Source organism: Enterobacter sp. HSTU-ASh6, assembly GCF_026319105.1.
Lineage (GTDB): Bacteria > Pseudomonadota > Gammaproteobacteria > Enterobacterales > Enterobacteriaceae > Enterobacter > Enterobacter sichuanensis.
The window spans coordinates 44086-63294 of the sequence record NZ_WSPD01000001.1 but is presented as its reverse complement, the minus strand read 5'-3'; the positions used below and the strand labels follow the sequence as shown (position 1 = coordinate 63294).

At 53.5% G+C, this 19209-nt stretch carries 17 protein-coding genes; 6 read left to right on the top strand and 11 right to left on the bottom strand.

The window, feature by feature from the left end; all coding sequences use genetic code 11:
• The first annotated feature begins 13 nt into the window (after positions 1-13).
• Positions 14-1948 (top strand): exoribonuclease II, encoded by a 1935-nt coding sequence (locus GM298_RS00350; protein WP_095449148.1) that lies wholly within the window; start codon positions 14-16, stop codon positions 1946-1948.
• A 322-nt stretch (positions 1949-2270) separates the two neighbouring features.
• Positions 2271-4262 (top strand): cyclic di-GMP phosphodiesterase, encoded by a 1992-nt coding sequence (gene pdeR / locus GM298_RS00345; protein ID WP_208283194.1) that lies wholly within the window; start codon positions 2271-2273, stop codon positions 4260-4262.
• On the opposite strand, the gene GM298_RS00340 is transcribed toward pdeR, so the two are convergent.
• Entirely contained in the window at positions 4259-5128 is an 870-nt protein-coding gene (locus GM298_RS00340) for a crotonase/enoyl-CoA hydratase family protein (RefSeq protein ID WP_266153245.1), read from the bottom strand. The genes pdeR and GM298_RS00340 overlap by 4 nt on opposite strands.
• Before the next feature lie 192 nt (positions 5129-5320).
• On the opposite strand from GM298_RS00340, the gene GM298_RS00335 reads away from it, so the two are divergent.
• The 3 genes from GM298_RS00335 to osmB all read left to right on the top strand — a co-directional run bounded on the left by GM298_RS00335 (position 5321) and on the right by osmB (position 6780).
• Positions 5321-5503: a hypothetical protein gene (locus tag GM298_RS00335; RefSeq protein ID WP_045285947.1), complete on the top strand. Its 183-nt coding sequence runs from the start codon at positions 5321-5323 to the stop codon at positions 5501-5503.
• A 43-nt stretch (positions 5504-5546) separates the two neighbouring features.
• Positions 5547-6299 (top strand): DNA-binding transcriptional regulator YciT, encoded by a 753-nt coding sequence (locus GM298_RS00330; protein ID WP_259566060.1) that lies wholly within the window; start codon positions 5547-5549, stop codon positions 6297-6299.
• 262 nt (positions 6300-6561) lie between these two features.
• Positions 6562-6780, top strand: a complete 219-nt coding sequence (gene osmB / locus GM298_RS00325) for an osmotically-inducible lipoprotein OsmB (RefSeq protein ID WP_008501216.1) — start codon at positions 6562-6564, stop codon at positions 6778-6780.
• Positions 6781-6886: 106 nt separating this feature from the next.
• On the opposite strand, the gene yciH is transcribed toward osmB, so the two are convergent.
• The 5 genes from yciH to pgpB form a co-directional block, all read right to left on the bottom strand.
• Entirely contained in the window at positions 6887-7213 is a 327-nt protein-coding gene (yciH, locus tag GM298_RS00320; RefSeq protein WP_025756590.1) for a stress response translation initiation inhibitor YciH, read from the bottom strand.
• Positions 7213-7950: an orotidine-5'-phosphate decarboxylase gene (gene pyrF / locus GM298_RS00315; protein ID WP_095449215.1), complete on the bottom strand. Its 738-nt coding sequence runs from the start codon at positions 7948-7950 to the stop codon at positions 7213-7215. The genes yciH and pyrF overlap by 1 nt, the downstream gene beginning before the upstream one ends.
• A gap of 186 nt (positions 7951-8136) precedes the next feature.
• Positions 8137-9306, bottom strand: coding sequence for a lipopolysaccharide assembly protein LapB (gene lapB, locus GM298_RS00310; protein ID WP_025756588.1), 1170 nt, complete (start codon positions 9304-9306; stop codon positions 8137-8139).
• A 6-nt stretch (positions 9307-9312) separates the two neighbouring features.
• On the bottom strand, positions 9313-9621 hold the full coding sequence (locus GM298_RS00305) for a LapA family protein (RefSeq protein ID WP_025756587.1): 309 nt from the start codon (positions 9619-9621) through the stop codon (positions 9313-9315).
• 148 nt (positions 9622-9769) lie between these two features.
• Entirely contained in the window at positions 9770-10537 is a 768-nt protein-coding gene (gene pgpB / locus GM298_RS00300) for a phosphatidylglycerophosphatase B (protein WP_095440495.1), read from the bottom strand.
• 197 nt (positions 10538-10734) lie between these two features.
• On the opposite strand from pgpB, the gene ribA reads away from it, so the two are divergent.
• Positions 10735-11325 carry a GTP cyclohydrolase II gene (ribA, locus tag GM298_RS00295; RefSeq protein WP_008501210.1) on the top strand — a complete coding sequence of 197 codons (591 nt, stop codon included), beginning with the start codon at positions 10735-10737 and terminating at the stop codon, positions 11323-11325.
• Positions 11326-11359: 34 nt separating this feature from the next.
• Here ribA and acnA read toward each other — a convergent pair whose 3' ends face one another.
• The 5 genes from acnA to topA all read right to left on the bottom strand — a co-directional run bounded on the left by acnA (position 11360) and on the right by topA (position 18843).
• Positions 11360-14035 (bottom strand): aconitate hydratase AcnA, encoded by a 2676-nt coding sequence (gene acnA / locus GM298_RS00290; protein ID WP_266153244.1) that lies wholly within the window; start codon positions 14033-14035, stop codon positions 11360-11362.
• A 162-nt stretch (positions 14036-14197) separates the two neighbouring features.
• A complete protein-coding gene (gene ymiC / locus GM298_RS00285; protein WP_032672427.1) occupies positions 14198-14296 on the bottom strand; it encodes a small membrane protein YmiC in 99 nt (32 codons plus the stop codon).
• A 310-nt stretch (positions 14297-14606) separates the two neighbouring features.
• Positions 14607-14747 (bottom strand): YmiA family putative membrane protein, encoded by a 141-nt coding sequence (locus GM298_RS00275; RefSeq protein ID WP_216689425.1) that lies wholly within the window; start codon positions 14745-14747, stop codon positions 14607-14609.
• Positions 14748-15083: 336 nt separating this feature from the next.
• Positions 15084-16058, bottom strand: coding sequence for an HTH-type transcriptional regulator CysB (gene cysB / locus GM298_RS00270; protein ID WP_006175683.1), 975 nt, complete (start codon positions 16056-16058; stop codon positions 15084-15086).
• A 187-nt stretch (positions 16059-16245) separates the two neighbouring features.
• Positions 16246-18843, bottom strand: coding sequence for a type I DNA topoisomerase (gene topA, locus GM298_RS00265; protein WP_025756584.1), 2598 nt, complete (start codon positions 18841-18843; stop codon positions 16246-16248).
• Positions 18844-19209 lie beyond the last annotated feature (366 nt).

Here is a 19209-nt window from a genome sequence, read left to right as displayed (position 1 = left end):
AAAATAGAACATTATGTTTCAGGACAACCCGCTGCTAGCGCAGCTTAAACAGCAACTGCATTCCCAGACGCCGCGTGCAGAAGGGGTCGTAAAAGCCACGGAAAAGGGCTTTGGCTTCCTTGAAGTTGACGCGCAGAAAAGCTACTTCATTCCGCCTCCGCAGATGAAGAAAGTGATGCATGGCGATCGCGTCATGGCCGTCATTCATACCGAGAAGGAACGTGAGTCCGCCGAGCCGGAAGAACTGATTGAACCGTTCCTGACCCGTTTTGTGGGCAAGGTGCAGAGAAAAGACGATCGTCTCTCTGTCGTACCGGATCATCCCCTGCTGAAAGATGCCATTCCGTGCCGTGCTGCCCGTGGTGTTGAGCATGATTTTAAAGACGGTGACTGGGCCGTGGCCGAAATGCGCCGTCATCCGCTGAAAGGCGATCGCGGTTTCTATGCCGAGTTAACCCAGTTCATCACCTTTGGCGCTGACCATTTCGTGCCATGGTGGGTCACCCTCGCGCGCCACAATCTTGAAAAAGAAGCGCCAAATGGCGTGGCGACCGAGATGCAGGACGAAGGTTTGACGCGTCGCGATCTCACCGCCCTGACGTTTGTCACCATCGACAGCGCCAGCACAGAAGATATGGATGACGCGCTCTACGCTGAAGAGAGCGATGACGGCAAACTGCATTTAACGGTTGCTATTGCCGATCCGACAGCCTGGATTGCCGAAGGCAGCAAGCTGGATGACGCGGCGAAGATCCGTGCCTTTACCAACTACCTGCCAGGCTTCAATATTCCGATGCTGCCGCGCGAATTGTCAGACGATCTCTGCTCGCTGCGTCCGGATGAAGTACGCCCGGTCCTTGCCTGCCGCATGACCATCGCAGCGGATGGTACCATTGAAGACGATATTGAGTTCTTTGCCGCCACCATCGAATCGAAAGCCAAGCTGGTCTACGATAACGTCTCCGACTGGCTTGAAAATACGGGCACCTGGAAACCGGAATCCGACGCGATTGCCGCGCAGATCCGTCTGCTGCATCGTATCTGCCTGAACCGCGGCGAGTGGCGTCAAACCCATGCGCTGGTGTTCAAAGATCGCCCGGATTATCGCTTTGTGCTGGGTGAAAAAGGTGAAGTGCTGGATATCGTGGCCGAGCCGCGTCGCATTGCCAACCGTATCGTAGAAGAAGCGATGATTGCCGCTAACATTTGCGCCGCTCGCGTGCTGCGCGACAAACTGGGCTTTGGTATTTACAACGTCCATACCGGGTTTGACCCGGCGAATACCGAAGCGCTGGCGGCCCTGCTGAAAAACCACGATGTGCATGTGGATCCGGAAGAAGTACTTACGCTGCCGGGGTTCTGCAAGCTTCGTCGCGAGCTGGATGCACAGCCATCCGGTTTCCTGGACAGCCGTATTCGTCGCTTCCAGTCCTTCGCAGAAATCAGCACCGAGCCAGGCCCGCACTTTGGCCTCGGCCTGGAAGCGTACGCCACCTGGACATCGCCCATCCGTAAATACGGCGATATGGTGAACCACCGTCTGCTGAAAGCCATCATCAAAGGCGAAACGATTGCCCGTCCTCAGGAGGAGACCACGCTGCAGATGGCCGAACGTCGCCGCCTGAACCGCATGGCGGAGCGTGACGTGGGAGACTGGCTGTACGCGCGCTTCCTGCAGGATAAAGCCGGCACGGATACCCGTTTTGCGGCAGAGATCATTGATATCAGCCGCGGGGGTATGCGCGTACGTCTGGTCGATAACGGCGCGGTGGCCTTTATTCCTGCTCCGTTCCTGCACGCTGTCCGTGACGAAATGGTCTGCAGCCAGGAAAACGGAACGGTGCAAATTAAAGGTGAAACAGTTTACAAAGTCACTGACGTGATTGACGTAACTATCGCCGAAGTCCGCATGGAAACTCGCAGTATTATCGCACGCCCTGTCGCCTGATAAGCTGTTCAATTGTCGGTCATTTCCTCTCAGGAGTGGCCGACAATCTCTCTTTTTACCCTCGACACAAAATCATCACGTTTTCTCACAAATTCCCCTCTCCCTTCGCCCAAAATCGCCATAATTATCTACAGTAAAAGGGGTTGTTATATTCGGTTACCTGAATTTTTATACGCTCGGTATTTTTTTCTGCCTGACTCGTTTTATTATAAGAAAACAGGGAAAAACAATAAGTTCACTTCGGTTTTGCCGCTGTTTCACAACGGAAAAGTCGACTGCAAATGAATAATTTGTGCGCTAATGAACAGCTGCGGGAGAAAACATGATGGACGATCTGGAGCAGAATTTGCTGTTTCGTTACATGGGGACGCACAGCCCCTGGTGGCGCCTGTCAGCTGACAGCAATGCTCTGCACCTGGCCACCAGCGAAAATGCCGACGTTACGCAGGTGGTGGCGCTGGACGACGAGCAGGCCGATCTTATCCGTCAGTTAACCGTGATTACCTCCAGTATTTCCATGTCGCTCTCCCTGTACGGGGAAGAGGTGCCGGTCCATCTTGTGGGGCGCAAAATCACCCGCAACGAGTGGGCAGGCACCGCGTCGGCCTGGAACGATACCCCTTCCGTGGCCCGCGATCTGGCTCAGGGACTCTCTTTTGCGGAACAGGTTGTTTCAGAGGCTAACTCCGTCATCGTTATTCTCGATCAGAACGGCAATATTCAGCGTTTTAACCGGCTGAGCGAAGAGTACACCGGTCTCAAAGAACACGAAGTGATTGGCCAGAACGTGTTTAAGCTGTTTATGAGCCGCAGCGAAGCGGCAGCCTCAAAGCGGAATATTACCGGTTTCTTTCGCAACGGCAGCTCCTACGAAGTGGAACGCTGGATCAAAACGCGTAAGGGGCAACGGTTGTTTCTGTTCAGAAACAAATTTGTTCATAGCGGCAGCGGTAAAAATGAAATTTTCCTCATCTGTTCCGGTACCGACATTACCGAGGAACGCCGCGCGCAGGAGCGGCTGCGCGTGCTGGCCAATACCGATACCATCACCGGTTTGCCAAACCGCAATGCCATTCACGAATTGATTTCTGACGCCATCGCTACCCGCGGCGATACGCAGGTTGGCGTGGTGTATCTCGATCTGGATAACTTTAAAAAGGTAAACGACGCCTACGGGCATATGTTTGGCGATCAGCTGTTACAGGCTGTCGCGCTCGCCATTTTGAGTTGCCTGGATGAGGGCCAGGTGCTGGCCCGGCTTGGCGGTGATGAGTTTATCGTCATGGCCACCCATACCTCTCAGGGGTCTCTGGAGGCGATGGCGTCCCGTATTTTGACTCGCCTGCGCCAGCCGTTCAGAATCGGTCTGATTGAGGTTTACACCGGCTGCTCGTTGGGGATTGCCCTCGCCCCGCAGCACGGTAACGACCGGGAAAGCGTCATTCGTAACGCCGATACCGCCATGTATACCGCGAAAGAGAACGGCCGCGGCAAGTTCTGCGTCTTCTCTCCCGAGATGAACCAGCGCGTGTTCGAGTATCTCTGGCTGGATACCAACCTGCGTAAAGCGCTGGATAACGATCAACTGCTGATCCACTACCAGCCTAAAATAACCTGGCGCGGAGAGATCAGAAGTCTGGAAGCGCTGGTCCGCTGGCAATCGCCGGAGCGCGGTCTGATCCCGCCGCTGGAGTTTATCTCTTATGCCGAGGAGTCGGGCTTGATTGTGCCGCTGGGCCGTTGGGTCATGCTGGATGTGGTTCGCCAGGTGGCGAAATGGCGCGACAAGGGGATAAACCTGCGCGTGGCCGTGAACGTCTCTGCGCGCCAGCTTGCCGACCAGACAATTTTCAGTGACCTGAAACAGGCGCTGAAGGATTTGAACTTTGAATACTGCCCTGTCGACGTTGAATTGACAGAAAGCTGTCTGATTGAGAACGAAGAGCTGGCGCTTTCGGTGATCCAGCAGTTCAGCCGGCTCGGGGCACAAATTCACCTCGACGATTTTGGTACCGGCTACTCGTCCCTTTCTCAACTGGCCCGCTTCCCCATTGATGCCATAAAACTCGATCAGTCTTTTGTCAGAGACATTCATAAGCAGTCAATCTCCCAGTCTCTGGTGCGCGCCATCGTCGCGGTGGCACAGGCGCTGAACCTGCAGGTGATTGCTGAAGGAGTGGAAAATGCAAAAGAAGACGCCTTTCTGACCAAGAACGGCGTCAACGAACGGCAGGGTTTTCTGTTTGCTAAGCCGATGCCCGCTGCCGCATTCGAGCGATGGCTAAAACGATATCAAGCGCGTAAACAACGTTAACTGGCTTTACGCAAACCCGCCGCGTGATGGCGGTTTTGCAGCATCACCAGACGCTCCATGTAGGCGATATCTTTGGGCTCCAGGCAGAACGCCGCGTCAACCCAGTCTTCCGTGATGTCCATCAGTTCACTGCGAGGCAACTGCAGAACACGCGCACGAGCGCGCAACATCGCCCTTACGCCATTCAGTTTTGGTGCCAGCGTATCGATGAAGGTTCTGGCAGAGACATAGCTTTGTCCGGGTTCAAACAGCACATCCACTAGCCCGTGCTGTTCGTACCATTCCGCCGTATGAGACTCTCCTTTGTAGATGAGTTCCTCCGCCAGCTTCATGCCTGACCGGCGTGCCACCAGGGAGTATCCGCCCATCCCCGGGAACAAATTAAAGGCGATTTCAGGGAAACCTAAACGGGCATCGCGCTGCGCCAGGACAAAATGGTGCGCCAGCGCGGCCTCAAAGCCACCCCCTAATGCACTGCCTTCGACCATTGCCAGGCTGATGGCTCCTGTATCAAACCCCCGTGACGCGGCGTGGACGCAATCAACGCAGGCGCGGGCATACGCCCGTAATGCTTCACGACGCCCGTTCTGCAGGCATTCGACGAAGAATTGTAAATCGCCGCCCACGTTATACTTTTCAGGCACCAGCGAACCGGTAACCCAAAAATCAACCGTAAAGCCGGACTGGCGAACCAGCCATGAAAAATTCATGATCTCCTCGATTAACGCATGGTTGAAGCACGGACGTGGCTGGGCTCGCAGCATCATCCAGACTGTGCGTCGTTCCGCCTCGTAATAGCCTGACAACTGGGTGAACCGTTCAGTATCGGTAAACAGTGTGCAGGTTGGCTGATTGATAACTGTCATAGTCTAATACCTCTTATAAAAAGCGCCTTGCGCGCAGTTTTAGACTAATCCACTCACCCGGCCTGCTTTATGAGGGGGAATAAACTTATCACTTCCGTTTATGTGATTTCGTTATTGCATTTTTTCCCTTCTCTTTTGATCCTAATTTCTGCATCATTGAAAATATTAACTTTTCGCGCCTGGGGTGAGATTATGTCTACTATTGATGCACAAGCTGTAGCACAACGTATTGATACCGTGCTGGATATCCTGGTGGCGGGCGATTATCACTCTGCTATTCGTAATCTGGAGATCCTGAAGTCTGAACTTCTTGCTCAGAATGGCGCTGACGTTGTGCCCGAAAACAGCCAGCCCAAAGCGCCGTGGGAAGTTTAAACCCACCGTTTCCGACTTCGTTTCGCTTTATTAAATGGATGCTATGAATTCCCGACAACAACTCATTTTGCAGATGGTCATTGACCAGGGGCGCGTCAGCGTAGTCGATCTCGCCAAAACCACTGGCGTTTCTGAAGTCACCATCCGTCAGGATCTTAATCTGCTGGAAAAACAGAGCTACCTGCGTCGCGCGCACGGGTATGCTGTCCCGCTGGACAGTGATGATGTAGAGACGCGTATGATGAATAACTACGCCCTGAAACGTGAACTGGCGGAATTTGCCGCATCGTTAGTGAATAATGGCGAGACAGTCTTTATTGAAAACGGCAGCAGTAATGCCCTTCTGGCGCGCACGCTTGCCGATCAGAAGGACGTAACCATTATCACTGTCAGTAGTTATATCGCGCATTTGCTTAAAGAGACGCGCTGCGAGGTGATTCTGCTGGGCGGTATTTACCAGAAAAAAAGTGAAAGCATGGTCGGCCCGCTGACCCGTCAGTACGTCCAGCAGGTCCATTTCAGTAAGGCCTTTATCGGGATTGACGGCTGGCAACCGGAAACGGGCTTTACCGGCCGGGATATGATGCGCTCTGACGTCGTAAACGCCGTACTGGAAAAAGAGTGTGAAGCCATAGTGCTCACCGATAGCTCAAAATTTGGCGCCGTTCATCCTTACACCATGGGACCCGTTTCACGCTTTAGCCGCGTTATTACTGACGATCGTTTAAGCGAGGAGCACCGGAATAAAATGGAAAAAGATGGTCTCGTCGTCAATATAATCAAAACAACCGCCTGATTTCCCTCCGCGCCCGAATTCGGGCGCGCATGTTGTTCTTTCTCTGAGAAGATTCTTAACCCTGCTTTAAGAGTTTTTACCTGTTTAACCTGACGTAAAGTCGTAAAATTATTGTTAGCGATATAACAGGAAGTGACTATCACCTGCGTGATGACGTAACACCTGCGCGACCAGCTTTCACGGAGAACGGTTTTAAGTATTCGATTCGTCTATACTTAACGTGTACATCTTTCCGTGAATCGATAATTCAGGAGAAAGTATTATGACCTTAACCAGCAAAAAATTAGCCGCCGCTGTTCTGGCAATCACTGTAGCAATGTCCCTGAGCGCATGCTCTAACTGGTCTAAACGTGACCGTAACACCGCGATTGGTGCCGGTGCTGGTGCTCTCGGTGGTGCAGTCTTAACAGATGGTAGTACGCTGGGTACATTAGGTGGCGCTGCTGTCGGTGGTATTATCGGTCACCAGGTTGGCAAATAATTACTCTATAAGCCTTCCCCCGATATTGCGATATTTGAACGCATTTCAGGTCTGACTTACGCACGTATATAAAACGAGCCGCGGCAATTGCCGCGGCTTATTTATTTTAACCACCCGCCAGTTTGACTTTCATGCCTTTGGCTTCGAGCAGAGACTTTATTAGATCGCGCTTATCGCCCTGGATTTCAATAATGCCGTCTTTCACGGCACCGCCGCAGCCACACTTCTTTTTCAACTCGGCCGCCAGCGTTATCAGCCCAGCATCATCCAGGTCAATACCCGTGATAAGGCAAACCCCTTTACCTTTTCGCCCGCTGGTTTGACGCTGGATGCGAACGATACCGTCCCCTTTTGGACGCTCCACTTTCGTTTTCGGTTCGTCTATGCGTCCGCTCTCGGTTGAGTAGACCAGACGACTGTTGGAATCGGTCATTATGCCCCCTTCTTCAACGATGCGTTGATGGCCTTCAGCGCCTCAGCCGGGTTTGCAGACTGCGTTACCGGACGTCCGATGACCATGTAGTCTACGCCTGCTGCCAGCGCCTGCTCAGGGGTCATAATACGGCGCTGATCGCCAACGTCGCTGCCTGCGGGACGGATCCCTGGGGTGACGAGTTTGAAATCCTGACCCAGTGCAGACTTGAAACGTACAGCTTCCTGCGCCGAGCAGACGACGCCGTCAAGGCCACACTGTTGCGTCAGTCGCGCGAGACGCTCGGCCTGTTCCGCAGGTGACAACGTCACACCGAGATCGCGTAAATCACTTTCGTCCATACTGGTCAGCACAGTCACCGCAATCAGTAACGGCGCATCCTGGCCGAACGGCACGAGCGCTTCACGGGCGGCCGTCATCATTCTTGCCCCACCCGACGCATGAACGTTGACCATCCAGACGCCGAGCTCTGCAGCGGCGGCAACGGCATGCGCCGTGGTATTCGGGATATCGTGGAATTTGAGGTCAAGGAAAACGTCAAAGCCGCGCTGTTGCAAATCGCGAACAATTTGCGGTCCAAACAGCGTGAACATCTCTTTGCCAACTTTCAGGCGGCAATCGCGAGGGTCGATACCGTCGACAAACGCCAGCGCGTCGTCACGCTTATTGTAATCAAGCGCAACAACAACAGGAGAATCGGTAATTACGCGGGAAGTGGAGGATGTAACAGACGTCATGACCAGCCCTTTTCGTCTATGGGCGCGCAGCGGCGCGGAACAGATAAACGGCGAGCATTCTACCTGCCGGCGCTGCAAAATGACAGGATCCATTTGCGCCCTCTGCTAAGCCGACAAACCGCACGGAGCCAGAAGAGGTTTTAAAGCCATTAGTATGTTGTAACTAAAATAAGGCGTTTTAAAAAATTACTGTCCGTCGAGACCACGTATAGGCTTAATGGTGGACCAGGCACGGCATGATGGACAATGCCAGTAGAGCGTATAGGCGGTGAAACCACATTTCTGGCAACGATAGCGCGGCTTACTGCGCACCTGCTCGCCGACCATGTCGCGCAGGACCATCAGGCTCTCTTTCGCGCGCCCTTCTTCAGCATCGTTCAGGTGGTAATCCATCAGCTTGTGGAAAACCCGCATGGTCGGATGACGCTGCAGCTGCCGGGTAATATAGACCTGGGCGGTATCACTCCCCTCATACTGCTCAACCACGTCTGAGAGCATCAGTTCCGCGGTCGCGCCGGTATTCTCTTCCACACAGCGACGCAGGAAAGCGACCCACTCCTCCTGCTTGCCCAGCTGTTGGTAGCAGGTTTGCAGCATCTCCAGCGTTTCACTGACCAGCTCTTTGTCCTGGTCGATCACCCGCAGCAGGCTTTCAACGGCTTTGGCGTAGTCACCTTTCGCCATAAAGACACGCCCCATCATGATGGAGATGCGCGCGCTGTTGCGGTCTGCGGCGGCCCCTTTCTTCAGCAACGCCATGGCTTTGTCCATGTCGTCATTGCCCATCTGCTGAAGGGCAAGCTCGCAGTAGAAATGGGCTATCTCTACGCGCTGCTTGTCTTTACCCAGCTTCACCAGACGTTCGGCCGTATCAATGGCTTTCTGCCAGTCACTGGTGGCCTGATAAATTTGCAACAGCTGCTGCAGCGCGCCGATGCGGAAATCCGTTTCGTCCACCAGCTGCGAGAACATATCTTCAGCGCGATCGTAGAGCCCTGCGGCCATGTAATCCCGCCCCAGCTGTTGTACGGCGAGGAGGCGTTGCTCGTATGTCAGGGAGGCGCTTTCCATCAGAGTCTGGTGGATACGAATGGCGCGATCGACCTCACCGCGCGAGCGGAACAGGTTGCCTAAGGTGAGATGCGCTTCAACGGTCCCGGTATCCTCTTTCAGCATGTCGAGGAACAGATCTACCGCTTTGTCCTGTTGATTACTCAGAAGGAAGTTCACCCCCGCCACGTAGTCGCGGGAGAGACGGTTGGCCTCATCCTGTTTTGTTTGTTGCGCACTTCTGCGGCCCATGTACCAGCCATAGGCTGCGGCGACAGGCAAAAGCAGAAACAACAACTCCAGCATCGTCGATTATTCCTTCACGACCGGCACACCAGAGCTTTCCGGTACGTCGGACGCAGGCGCAATGTTATTTTCGAGTCGTTTAATTTTACGTTCAGCGCGCGCAAGAGAGACACGGACTTTCAACCAGAACAGACCGCAAACCAGCCAGCCGATGGCAAAGCCCGCAGCAAATAAGACCGCCAGCAGGCTCGACACGCGATACTCGCCCTGAGCCAGCAGATAGTTAAACGTCACCTGTTGATCGTTTTGCGCACCCAATGTGACTGAAATGACAAAAATCGCCAAGACCAGTAAGAAAATGAGTAAATATTTCACATTACTTCCCGTTATGTGGTTCAAGCGAATAAAGTGTGTTCAACTCACCGCAATCAGCCTTATAAACTACCATTTTAGTGACGGGCGCGAAACGGAAAAAGTGACGCGCCAGTCATGGATTTATGGGCAAAATACGGAATATCAACCGTCAGGCGTCGTTTTGCTCCCGTTCGGCTATTTCTTGTTTCTCTTCTGGCGGTGGCGTAAGCGGCCCGCAGAAGCGTTCAGCAAGCCAGGTCGCCAGCGTCACCAGCATCCATGAGAGAAGCGTAGCGACGACCAGGTCCCGTGGCCAGTGCATCCCCAGCAGTAAGCGGCTCCCCATCACCCCCGTTGCCCAGACCAGCAGAATCGCGATGGTGACTGTCCGGCGTCGTGGCCAAAGCAGCCCGACCCCCAGTAATGCCCAGCTGGCCGCAAACATGGTGTGACCGGAAGGAAACGCGAACCCGGTCTCTTTTTGCCAGTGTTTACGCAAGAACTTTGGGATATCCTGCTGTTCCGAAAGCTGTTCCTTTACCAGCGCCCCGCGATCTTTACGCTTTAAAGTGTAGAACTCATCGACAGGAATATGATGTGCTTTTTCCAGCCAGACGACAAAAGGTCGCGGCTCCTGAACGCGATCCTTTACCCAGGACTTAACGCCCTGGCCAATAACGATCGCTCCCGCGAGGATCGCAAACAACATCAGCGCCGCGCGCAGACGAAAACGCAGGCACCAGAGGAACCAGGCACAGAGAAGCACGTGGGTAATGATTCCCCACGGCTGGGTCACCGTCTCCGTAATCCAGTATAACGTTTTCAGCCACGCGGTATTGTGCCCGGGCTGCCACATCCAGCCTGAAACCCATACGGCCAGAGGCATAATCAGTAAAATGGCCGCACCTGCTGCCGTACGTCTGGCGATTGAAAGCATGTCTTCTCCTTTTTCGCTAAGCGTCACAATCATAACTGAAATTTATCCGCCGGGTGGAGATGTCGGATCGTGCGTTTAACGTTCATATAGCGTGGCGCCCATTAGGCGAACATGCCGGGCTTGTGGCAAAATGAGCAGATACAGAAAGTAAAACAGGGCCTGGACACGAAACGTGCCAGCCTACTCTGGAGAATCACATGCAGCTTAAACGTGTGGCAGAAGCCAAACTGCCAACCCCATGGGGCGATTTCCTGATGGTCGGATTTGAAGAACTGGCAACCGGACAGGATCATGTCGCACTGGTTTATGGCGACATTTCAGGGCAGACGCCGGTGCTGTCCCGTGTACATTCGGAGTGTCTTACCGGCGATGCACTGTTCAGCCTGCGCTGTGATTGTGGTTTCCAGCTGGAAGCGGCCCTCTCTCATATTGCTGAAGAAGGCCGTGGTGTGCTGCTTTATCACCGTCAGGAAGGCCGCAATATTGGTCTGCTGAATAAAATTCGCGCTTACGCACTTCAGGACCAGGGCTACGATACGGTTGAAGCGAATCATCAACTCGGCTTCGCCGCTGATGAGCGTGATTTCACCCTGTGTGCCGATATGTTCAAACTGCTGGGCGTGGATGAAGTTCGACTCCTGACCAATAACCCCAAAAAAGTGGAGATCCTGACCGAAGCGGGGATCAATATCGTCGAGCGTGTTCCGCTGATTGTCGGCCGTAACCCGAAAAACGCCCACTATCTCGATACCAAAGCCGCCAAGATGGGCCATCTTCTGAAAGAGTGATGTAAAAAAGCCCGGCACAGGCCGGGCTCTTTCATCAGTCCAGCATCTTACGAATCACATAATGTAAAATGCCGTCGTTCTGGTAATAGGTCAGCTCGGTGGCCGTATCAATACGACACCGGCATTCCACCACCTCGGTTTTCCCGTCTGCCCGCGTTAATTTCACCGGCACCGTTTTCCCCGGCGCCAGGTTTTGCAGCCCGCTGATGTCAATCTGCTCTTCCCCCGTCAGGCCCAGGGTTTTGCGCGTCACGCCCTGCGGGAACTCAAGCGGCAGGATCCCCATGCCAATCAGATTCGACCGGTGAATACGTTCGAACGATTCCGCGATAACCACGCGCACGCCAAGCAGGCGCGGACCTTTCGCTGCCCAGTCACGGCTTGAGCCAGAACCGTACTCTTTCCCGGCGATCACCGCCAGCGGCGTACCTTGCTGCTGATATTTGACGGCCGCGTCATAAATCGAAACGACTTCCGTCCCCGGCAGAAGACGCGTCATGCCCCCTTCCACACCCGGTACCATTTCATTACGAATACGGATGTTAGCAAACGTGCCGCGCATCATGATTTCATGGTTACCACGGCGCGAACCATAGGAGTTAAAATCACGGCGCTCTACGCCACGGCTTTGCAGATAGCGGCCTGCAGGGCTATCGGCTTTGATACTCCCCGCCGGAGAGATATGGTCAGTCGTGACAGAATCCCCCAGCATCGCCAGGATGCGCGCGCCGTGAATATCCTTGAGCGGCGCCGGCTCGGCCAGCATCTCATCAAAGAATGGCGACAGACGAATATAGGTCGAGTCATCCTGCCAGTCATAGGTATCCGAACCTGCAACGTTAATGGCTTTCCATTCCGGCGTGCCTTCAAAGACTTCCGCATACTCCTTGCGGAACATCTCGGTGGAGACCTTTTCAACGGCCAGCGCGATTTCCCGCGAGGACGGCCAGATATCTTTCAAATAAACAGGGTCATTCTTGCGATCGTGACCAATCGGATCGGTCACGAGATTGATATTCATATTCCCTGCCAGCGCATAAGCCACGACCAGCGGCGGCGAGGCAAGCCAGTTGGTTTTTACCAGCGGATGAATGCGCCCTTCAAAGTTGCGGTTCCCGGAAAGCACAGCGCCAACCGTCAGGTCGCCCTGCTTAATCGCCGTTTCAATGGGCTCAGGCAGCGGACCGGAGTTACCAATACAGGTCGTACAGCCATAGCCCACGAGATTAAAGCCCAGTTCGTCGAGATACGGCGTCAGTTTGGCCTGAGCGAGGTAATCCGACACCACCTTGGAGCCCGGTGCCAGCGAGGCCTTGACCCACGGCTGGGGTTTGAGCCCAAGCTCGACCGCTTTTTTTGCCAGCAAACCGGCAGCCATCAATACGCTGGGGTTCGACGTGTTGGTGCAGGAGGTTATGGCGGCAATCACCACCGCGCCGTCCGGAAGCTGATACTGATGACCGTTCAGAACATAGTCGACTGGACGATGGTCTTTCTTCGCCACGTTCACCTCCAGCTCATTGCTGGCGGTAAACGCTTTCGGTACATCGGTCAGTGCGACGCGATCCTGAGGACGTTTAGGCCCGGCGAGGCTCGCCTCTACCGTTCCCATGTCCAGCTCCAGGGTGCTGGTAAATACTGGCTCATCACCCGGATTTCGCCACATCCCCTGGGCTTTGGTATACGCCTCTACCAGCGCCACCTGCTCTTCGCTGCGGCCACTGAGACGCATATATTCCAGCGTGACGTCATCGATAGGGAAAAAGCCGCAGGTCGCGCCATATTCCGGCGCCATATTGGCGATGGTGGCGCGGTCGGCCAGCGGCAGCGAATCCAGTCCGTCGCCGTAGAATTCAACAAACTTGCCCACCACGCCGTGCTTACGCAGCATCTGGGTGACGGTGAGCACCAGATCGGTGGCGGTAATGCCTTCGGACAACTTGCCGGTCAGCTTGAAGCCCACCACATCAGGGATGAGCATAGAGACCGGCTGGCCGAGCATAGCGGCTTCCGCTTCAATACCGCCTACGCCCCAGCCCAGCACACCCAGACCGTTGATCATGGTGGTATGCGAGTCCGTGCCTACCAGCGTGTCCGGGTAAGCCACCCACTCTTTATCCTGCAATTCGCTCCAGACAGCTTTACCCAGGTACTCAAGGTTCACCTGGTGACAAATACCGGTACCTGGCGGGACCACGCTAAACCGGCTGAACGCCTGCTGTCCCCACTTCAGAAAGACGTAGCGCTCGTGGTTACGCTCCATTTCCAGTCGCACGTTCTCGCCAAAGGCATCGTCATCGCCGAATCGATCCACGGTGACGGAGTGGTCGATGACGAGATCAACCGGGGAGAGTGGATTCACTTTTGCCGTGTCACCCCCGAGGCGCTTAACGGCCTCGCGCATGGCGGCTAAATCAACCACCGCAGGAACGCCGGTAAAGTCCTGCATCAGGACCCTTGCCGGGCGGTAGGCGATTTCTCTGTCGGCATGGGCATTCTTGAGCCACCCTGCCAGTGCCTGAATATCTTCGAGGGTAACGGAGTCACCATCCTGCCAGCGCAGGAGATTTTCAAGTAAAACTTTCAATGACTTGGGTAAACGCGAAATGTCCCCAAGCGTTCTGGCAGCCTTCGGCAGGCTGTAGTAATGCCAGGTTTTATTTTCTGCCTGTAATGTGTCCTTACTGGCTTCGCGTAGGGTTAACGACATAAGCTCCTCCTTAATCACAGAGATGTCCCGACAATCATCAGGGCTGTAATTAAAGATAACACAAAGATGTCGTAACGTTTTGATAACAACCCAAATTGATAAATTTCGGACTGGTCCAGAAGGGAGGAAACAAAAAACCCCGCCGTAGCGAGGTTTTACAATTTAGCTTAGGGCCAGCCAGATGAGTTGGCTCCAGAACAGAATCGACACGGTAAAAACGCCGATCCATGACCAGTATTTGTGAGACGTCATGTTATTCATCATAGGGACACCAGGCATTATTTATAAAAAGTTCCGAGGTTTGTCCTCAGCGCTATATTGCTGATGTGTATTTATTAAAGAGTACAAAGGTGCAGAGTCTTATTCAGACTATTTGCATCGTTACGCAATAAACTAAATTATTGTTTTTTGGGTTCGTCTTCTGCGAACACATCAATAAACGCTTGCTGCTGCGGCGTCAGTTTCCAGGACGCGGGGACAACCGTCGCCGGTGCTTTCCGCCCTCTGTGGCCATTGTCACGATGCTGACACATCTGTTTCACCGAAGCTGTACGAACCGTCACTGCCATATTTAACCCCAATATTTCCAGGCCAGGAGAGCAACAGCCACCCAAAACAGGGCGGAGACGAGAAAGACCGCCAGCCAGGCTTTACGCTTGAGCGCAGGATCCCTTTGCGGTTCTTCACTTCCTGAAGGCATTGCTAACCTCATACAATCGACATCGCTTATCATTTAGGACCAAACAATTGGTACAATTAATCATCTGTTGAGATAAATCCTAAAGAAACTTTAGCCGAAAAGCCAGTGAATTTACGCATCGGGAGGTATGAAATATTCAATCTTTTGACCAGAAATAAATAATTGAAAAGAAAAATTTGCGAAGCCGTAAAATAGTTTCTACTTTTGTCGCCAATTCACGACATTAAAACCACACAAAATAAAAGGCTAATGACATTATATGGCAGGGAGGGTAGATGATGATAATTCTAATTTAGCTTTGAGGGGTTATTTCGGTATCTTTCCGCAGGGGAAAGATACCGGGTGTGATTATTTTGCCGGGAGTTTGATATCTTTAAACATCTCTTCAATATCTTCATTAGAGCGTAATGCAACGGCGGTATCCACCACATCACGCGTTAAATGCGGGGCAAAGCGCTGAATAAAATCATACATATAGCTACGCAGGAAGGTGCTGCGACGGAACCCAATTTTTGTGGTGCTATGGCTGAAAATATCGTGCGCATCAAGGCGTACCAGGTCAGGGTCTGACACCGGATCGACCGCCATGCTGGCGATGACGCCTACCCCCAGCCCCAGCCGGACATAGGTCTTAATCACGTCGGCATCGGTGGCGGTAAAGACAATACGCGGCGTTAATCCTGCCCGGTTAAACGCCGTATCGAGCTCCGAGCGCCCGGTAAAACCAAACGTGTAGGTCACTAAAGGATATTGCGCCAGCTCTTCGATCGTCACCGAGCCTTTACCCGCCAGCGGGTGATCAGGGGTGACCACAATGGAACGGTTCCAGTGGTAGCATGGAAGCATTACCAGATCGTCATACAGGTGCAGCGCCTCCGTTGCGATAGCAAAGTCCGCATTACCTTTCGATACCGCCTCCGCAATCTGCGTTGGTGAGCCCTGATGCATATGCAGCGAGACGCGTGGATAACGTTCGATAAAGCCCTTAATCACACCCGGAAGCGCATAGCGTGCCTGGGTATGCGTCGTGGCGATATACAGCGAGCCTTTATCCGGCCAGGTGTGTTCCCCGGCCACAGACTTAATCGCATCGACTTTGGAGAGGACTTCCCGCGCAATACGGATGATTTCCTGCCCTGCAGGCGTCACCTGCGTCAGGTGCTTACCGCTGCGGGCAAATATCTGGATACCTAACTCGTCCTCCAGCATACGAACTTGTTTGCTGATACCCGGTTGCGAGGTATACAAACCCTCGGCGGTAGAAGAGACGTTAAGGTTGTGATTCACCACCTCAACGATATAACGAAGCTGCTGTAATTTCATGCCAGACCATCCGATTTAGCGCATGCGGTCAATCGCTTAAGACGATTTAATAATAAGAAACAGGTTAACTATAACCACTATATCATTTATAGCCTGACTGTATAGTACGGAACAAAAAATAATAACAAGGCAATAAAAAAGGGCCGGAAAGCCGGCCCTTTTGCAGGTAAGTTACGGTAAGGGAAGATTATTTCTTGCCTTCAACCCATTTGCCATCGACAAAGAAGGCTGACCATCCGGTCGCTTTACCCTCTTTCTCTGCCGCCACATACTGCTGCTTCGTTTTACGGCTAAAACGTACCACGGTTTTGTTGCCTTCCGGATCCTGCTGAGGCGCATCGGCCAGGTAACGCAGTTTCTCAGGCAGACGGTCGCGGAAACGGTGTAACTCTTCCACCAGCGGCGCGCGGGTTTCGCGCGATTTCGGGAACGTGTTGGCTGCAAGGAAAACCCCTGCAGCGCCATCACGCAGCACGAAATAGGCATCGGACTTCTCACACGGTAACTCTGGCAACGGAACCGGGTCTTCCTTCGGCGGAGCCACTTCACCGTTACGCAGAATTTTGCGCGTGTTTTTACACTCGTCGTTGGTGCAGGCCATATACTTCCCGAAACGCCCCATTTTCAGGTGCATTTCAGAACCACATTTCTCGCACTCCACAATCGGACCGTCATAGCCTTTAATGCGGAACTCACCCTCTTCGATCTCATAGCCGTCACACGTTGGGTTGTTACCGCAGACGTGCAATTTACGTTTTGGATCGATCAGGTAGCTGTCCATCGCCGTGCCGCATTTTTTGCAGCGGCGTTTGGCACGCAGGGCGTTGGTTTCTGCATCATCACCTTCCAGCACGTTAAGAACTTCATTCTCAGGCACCAGGTTGATGGTGGTTTTGCAGCGCTCTTTTGGCGACAGCGCATAGCCAGAGCAGCCGAGGAATACGCCCGTCGTTGCGGTGCGAATCCCCATCTTGCGGCCACATGTAGGGCAGTCGATGCTGGTCAGGACCATCTGGTTAGGCAGCATGCCGCCCTCTTCAGGATCTTTCTCCGCTTTTTCAAGCTGGTCGGTAAAGTCACTGAAGAAGCTATCGAGTACTTTTTTCCACTCTGCCTGATGGCTGGCAACCTGATCGAGGCTGTCTTCCATTTGCGCGGTGAAATCGTAGTTCATCAACTCGCGGAAGTTGGCTTCCAGGCGATCGGTGACGATCTCCCCCATTTTTTCCGCATAGAAACGACGGTTTTCAACACGTACGTAACCACGGTCCTGAATCGTCGAGATGATGGACGCGTAGGTTGACGGGCGGCCAATACCGCGTTTTTCCAGCTCTTTTACCAGAGAGGCTTCGCTAAAGCGCGCAGGTGGTTTGGTGAAGTGCTGAGCCGGGATCAGCTCAACCAGAGACAGTTCGTCCCCTTTGTTCACCGCAGGCAGCGTCCGGTCTTCATCGCCTTTACGCAGCGCGGGCATCACTTTCGTCCAGCCATCGAAGCGCAGGATGCGACCGCGCGCCTTGAGACGGAAATCCCCCGCGCCGACGGTCAGCGTGGTGGAATCGTACTGCGCTGGCGTCATCTGACACGCCACGAACTGACGCCAGATCAGCTGATACAGCTTCTGCGCGTCCGCTTCCATATCCTTCAGCGATTCGGCTAACACAGAGACATCAGAAGGACGAATTGCTTCGTGCGCTTCCTGAGAATTCTCTTTGCTGGCGAACTGGTTGGCAGTTTCCGGCAGGTATTTCTTGCCGAAATTGTCACTGATATAGCCACGCACCATGTTAACCGCGTCCTGGCTCAGGTTAGTTGAGTCAGTACGCATATAGGTGATGTAACCCGCTTCATACAGGCGCTGGGCCATCATCATGGTTTTCTTCACGCCGTAACCCAGACGGGTACTTGCCGCCTGTTGCAGCGTGGAGGTAATAAACGGCGCCCCAGGCTTGCTGCTGGTCGGTTTGTCTTCGCGTTCCAGTACCTGATAGCGAGCCTTTTCCAGCAGCGCCACGGCGGCCATGGTCTGGTCGCGGTTTTCTGGACGGAAAGGCTTGTCGTTCTGATGGCTGACCTGCAGCGGCAGTGCGTCTCCGCCCGGCGTGGTCACGCTGGCGTCCACTTCCCAGAACTCTTCCGGCACGAAGGCTTTAATTTCGCGCTCACGCTCAACGACCAGGCGCACGGCAACAGATTGCACGCGTCCTGCGGACAGGCCACGGGCAATCTTCTTCCACAGCAGTGGAGAGACCATATAGCCCACAACGCGGTCCATAAAACGACGCGCCTGCTGGGCGTTGACACGGTCAATATTCAGCTCGCCCGGCTTCTCAAACGCCTGACGAATCGCATTCTTCGTAATTTCGTTAAACACTACACGGCTGTAGCGTTTGTCATCGCCCCCGATCACTTCCCGCAGGTGCCATGCAATGGCCTCCCCTTCGCGGTCAAGGTCGGTTGCGAGATATATGTGGTCTGCTTTTTCAGCCAGCTGCTTCAGCTCGTTAACGACTTTTTCTTTCCCTGGCAGCACTTCATAGTGTGCATCCCAGTTATGCCATGGGTTAACACCCATGCGGTTGACAAGCGCGCTACGTTCATCCTTTTTAGGCTTTTTAGCCCCTTTGGTGGAGGTAGAGTCTGCGCTCTTTTTGCTGGCTGAGCCACTGGTCGGCAAATCGCGGATATGACCGACGCTGGACTTAACCACGTAGTCATTACCCAGATACTTATTGATCGTTTTGGCTTTTGCCGGGGACTCAACGATGACGAGAGCTTTACCCATATTCACCTTTACCTAATTTAATTCTTCCAGGAATACGCCGCACGTTGATTTCCCTTCCGCTGACGACGAGCCAATGATATTGCGACTGCGTCAGGAGATATCAACCCCTTTGTCTTACCGGGCATCAAAGAAAACACGCCCAGGTGATTGAGTTATCGGGTATTTTTCTCACATCTCGTGTAATTCGTGACGAATTCCCGGTCGAATGTCAAGCAATTCTGTTGCCAGAATGACGAAAGCGCACACTCTACCTGATAAAATTCGTTACGCAACTTTATTAGCATGCAAAAGCAAATCCTGCCAGCCAGGTCCCCGTACCTTATCCCCTCACAAAACAGGGAAAATTTGCCCCCAAAGCGCCCGCGG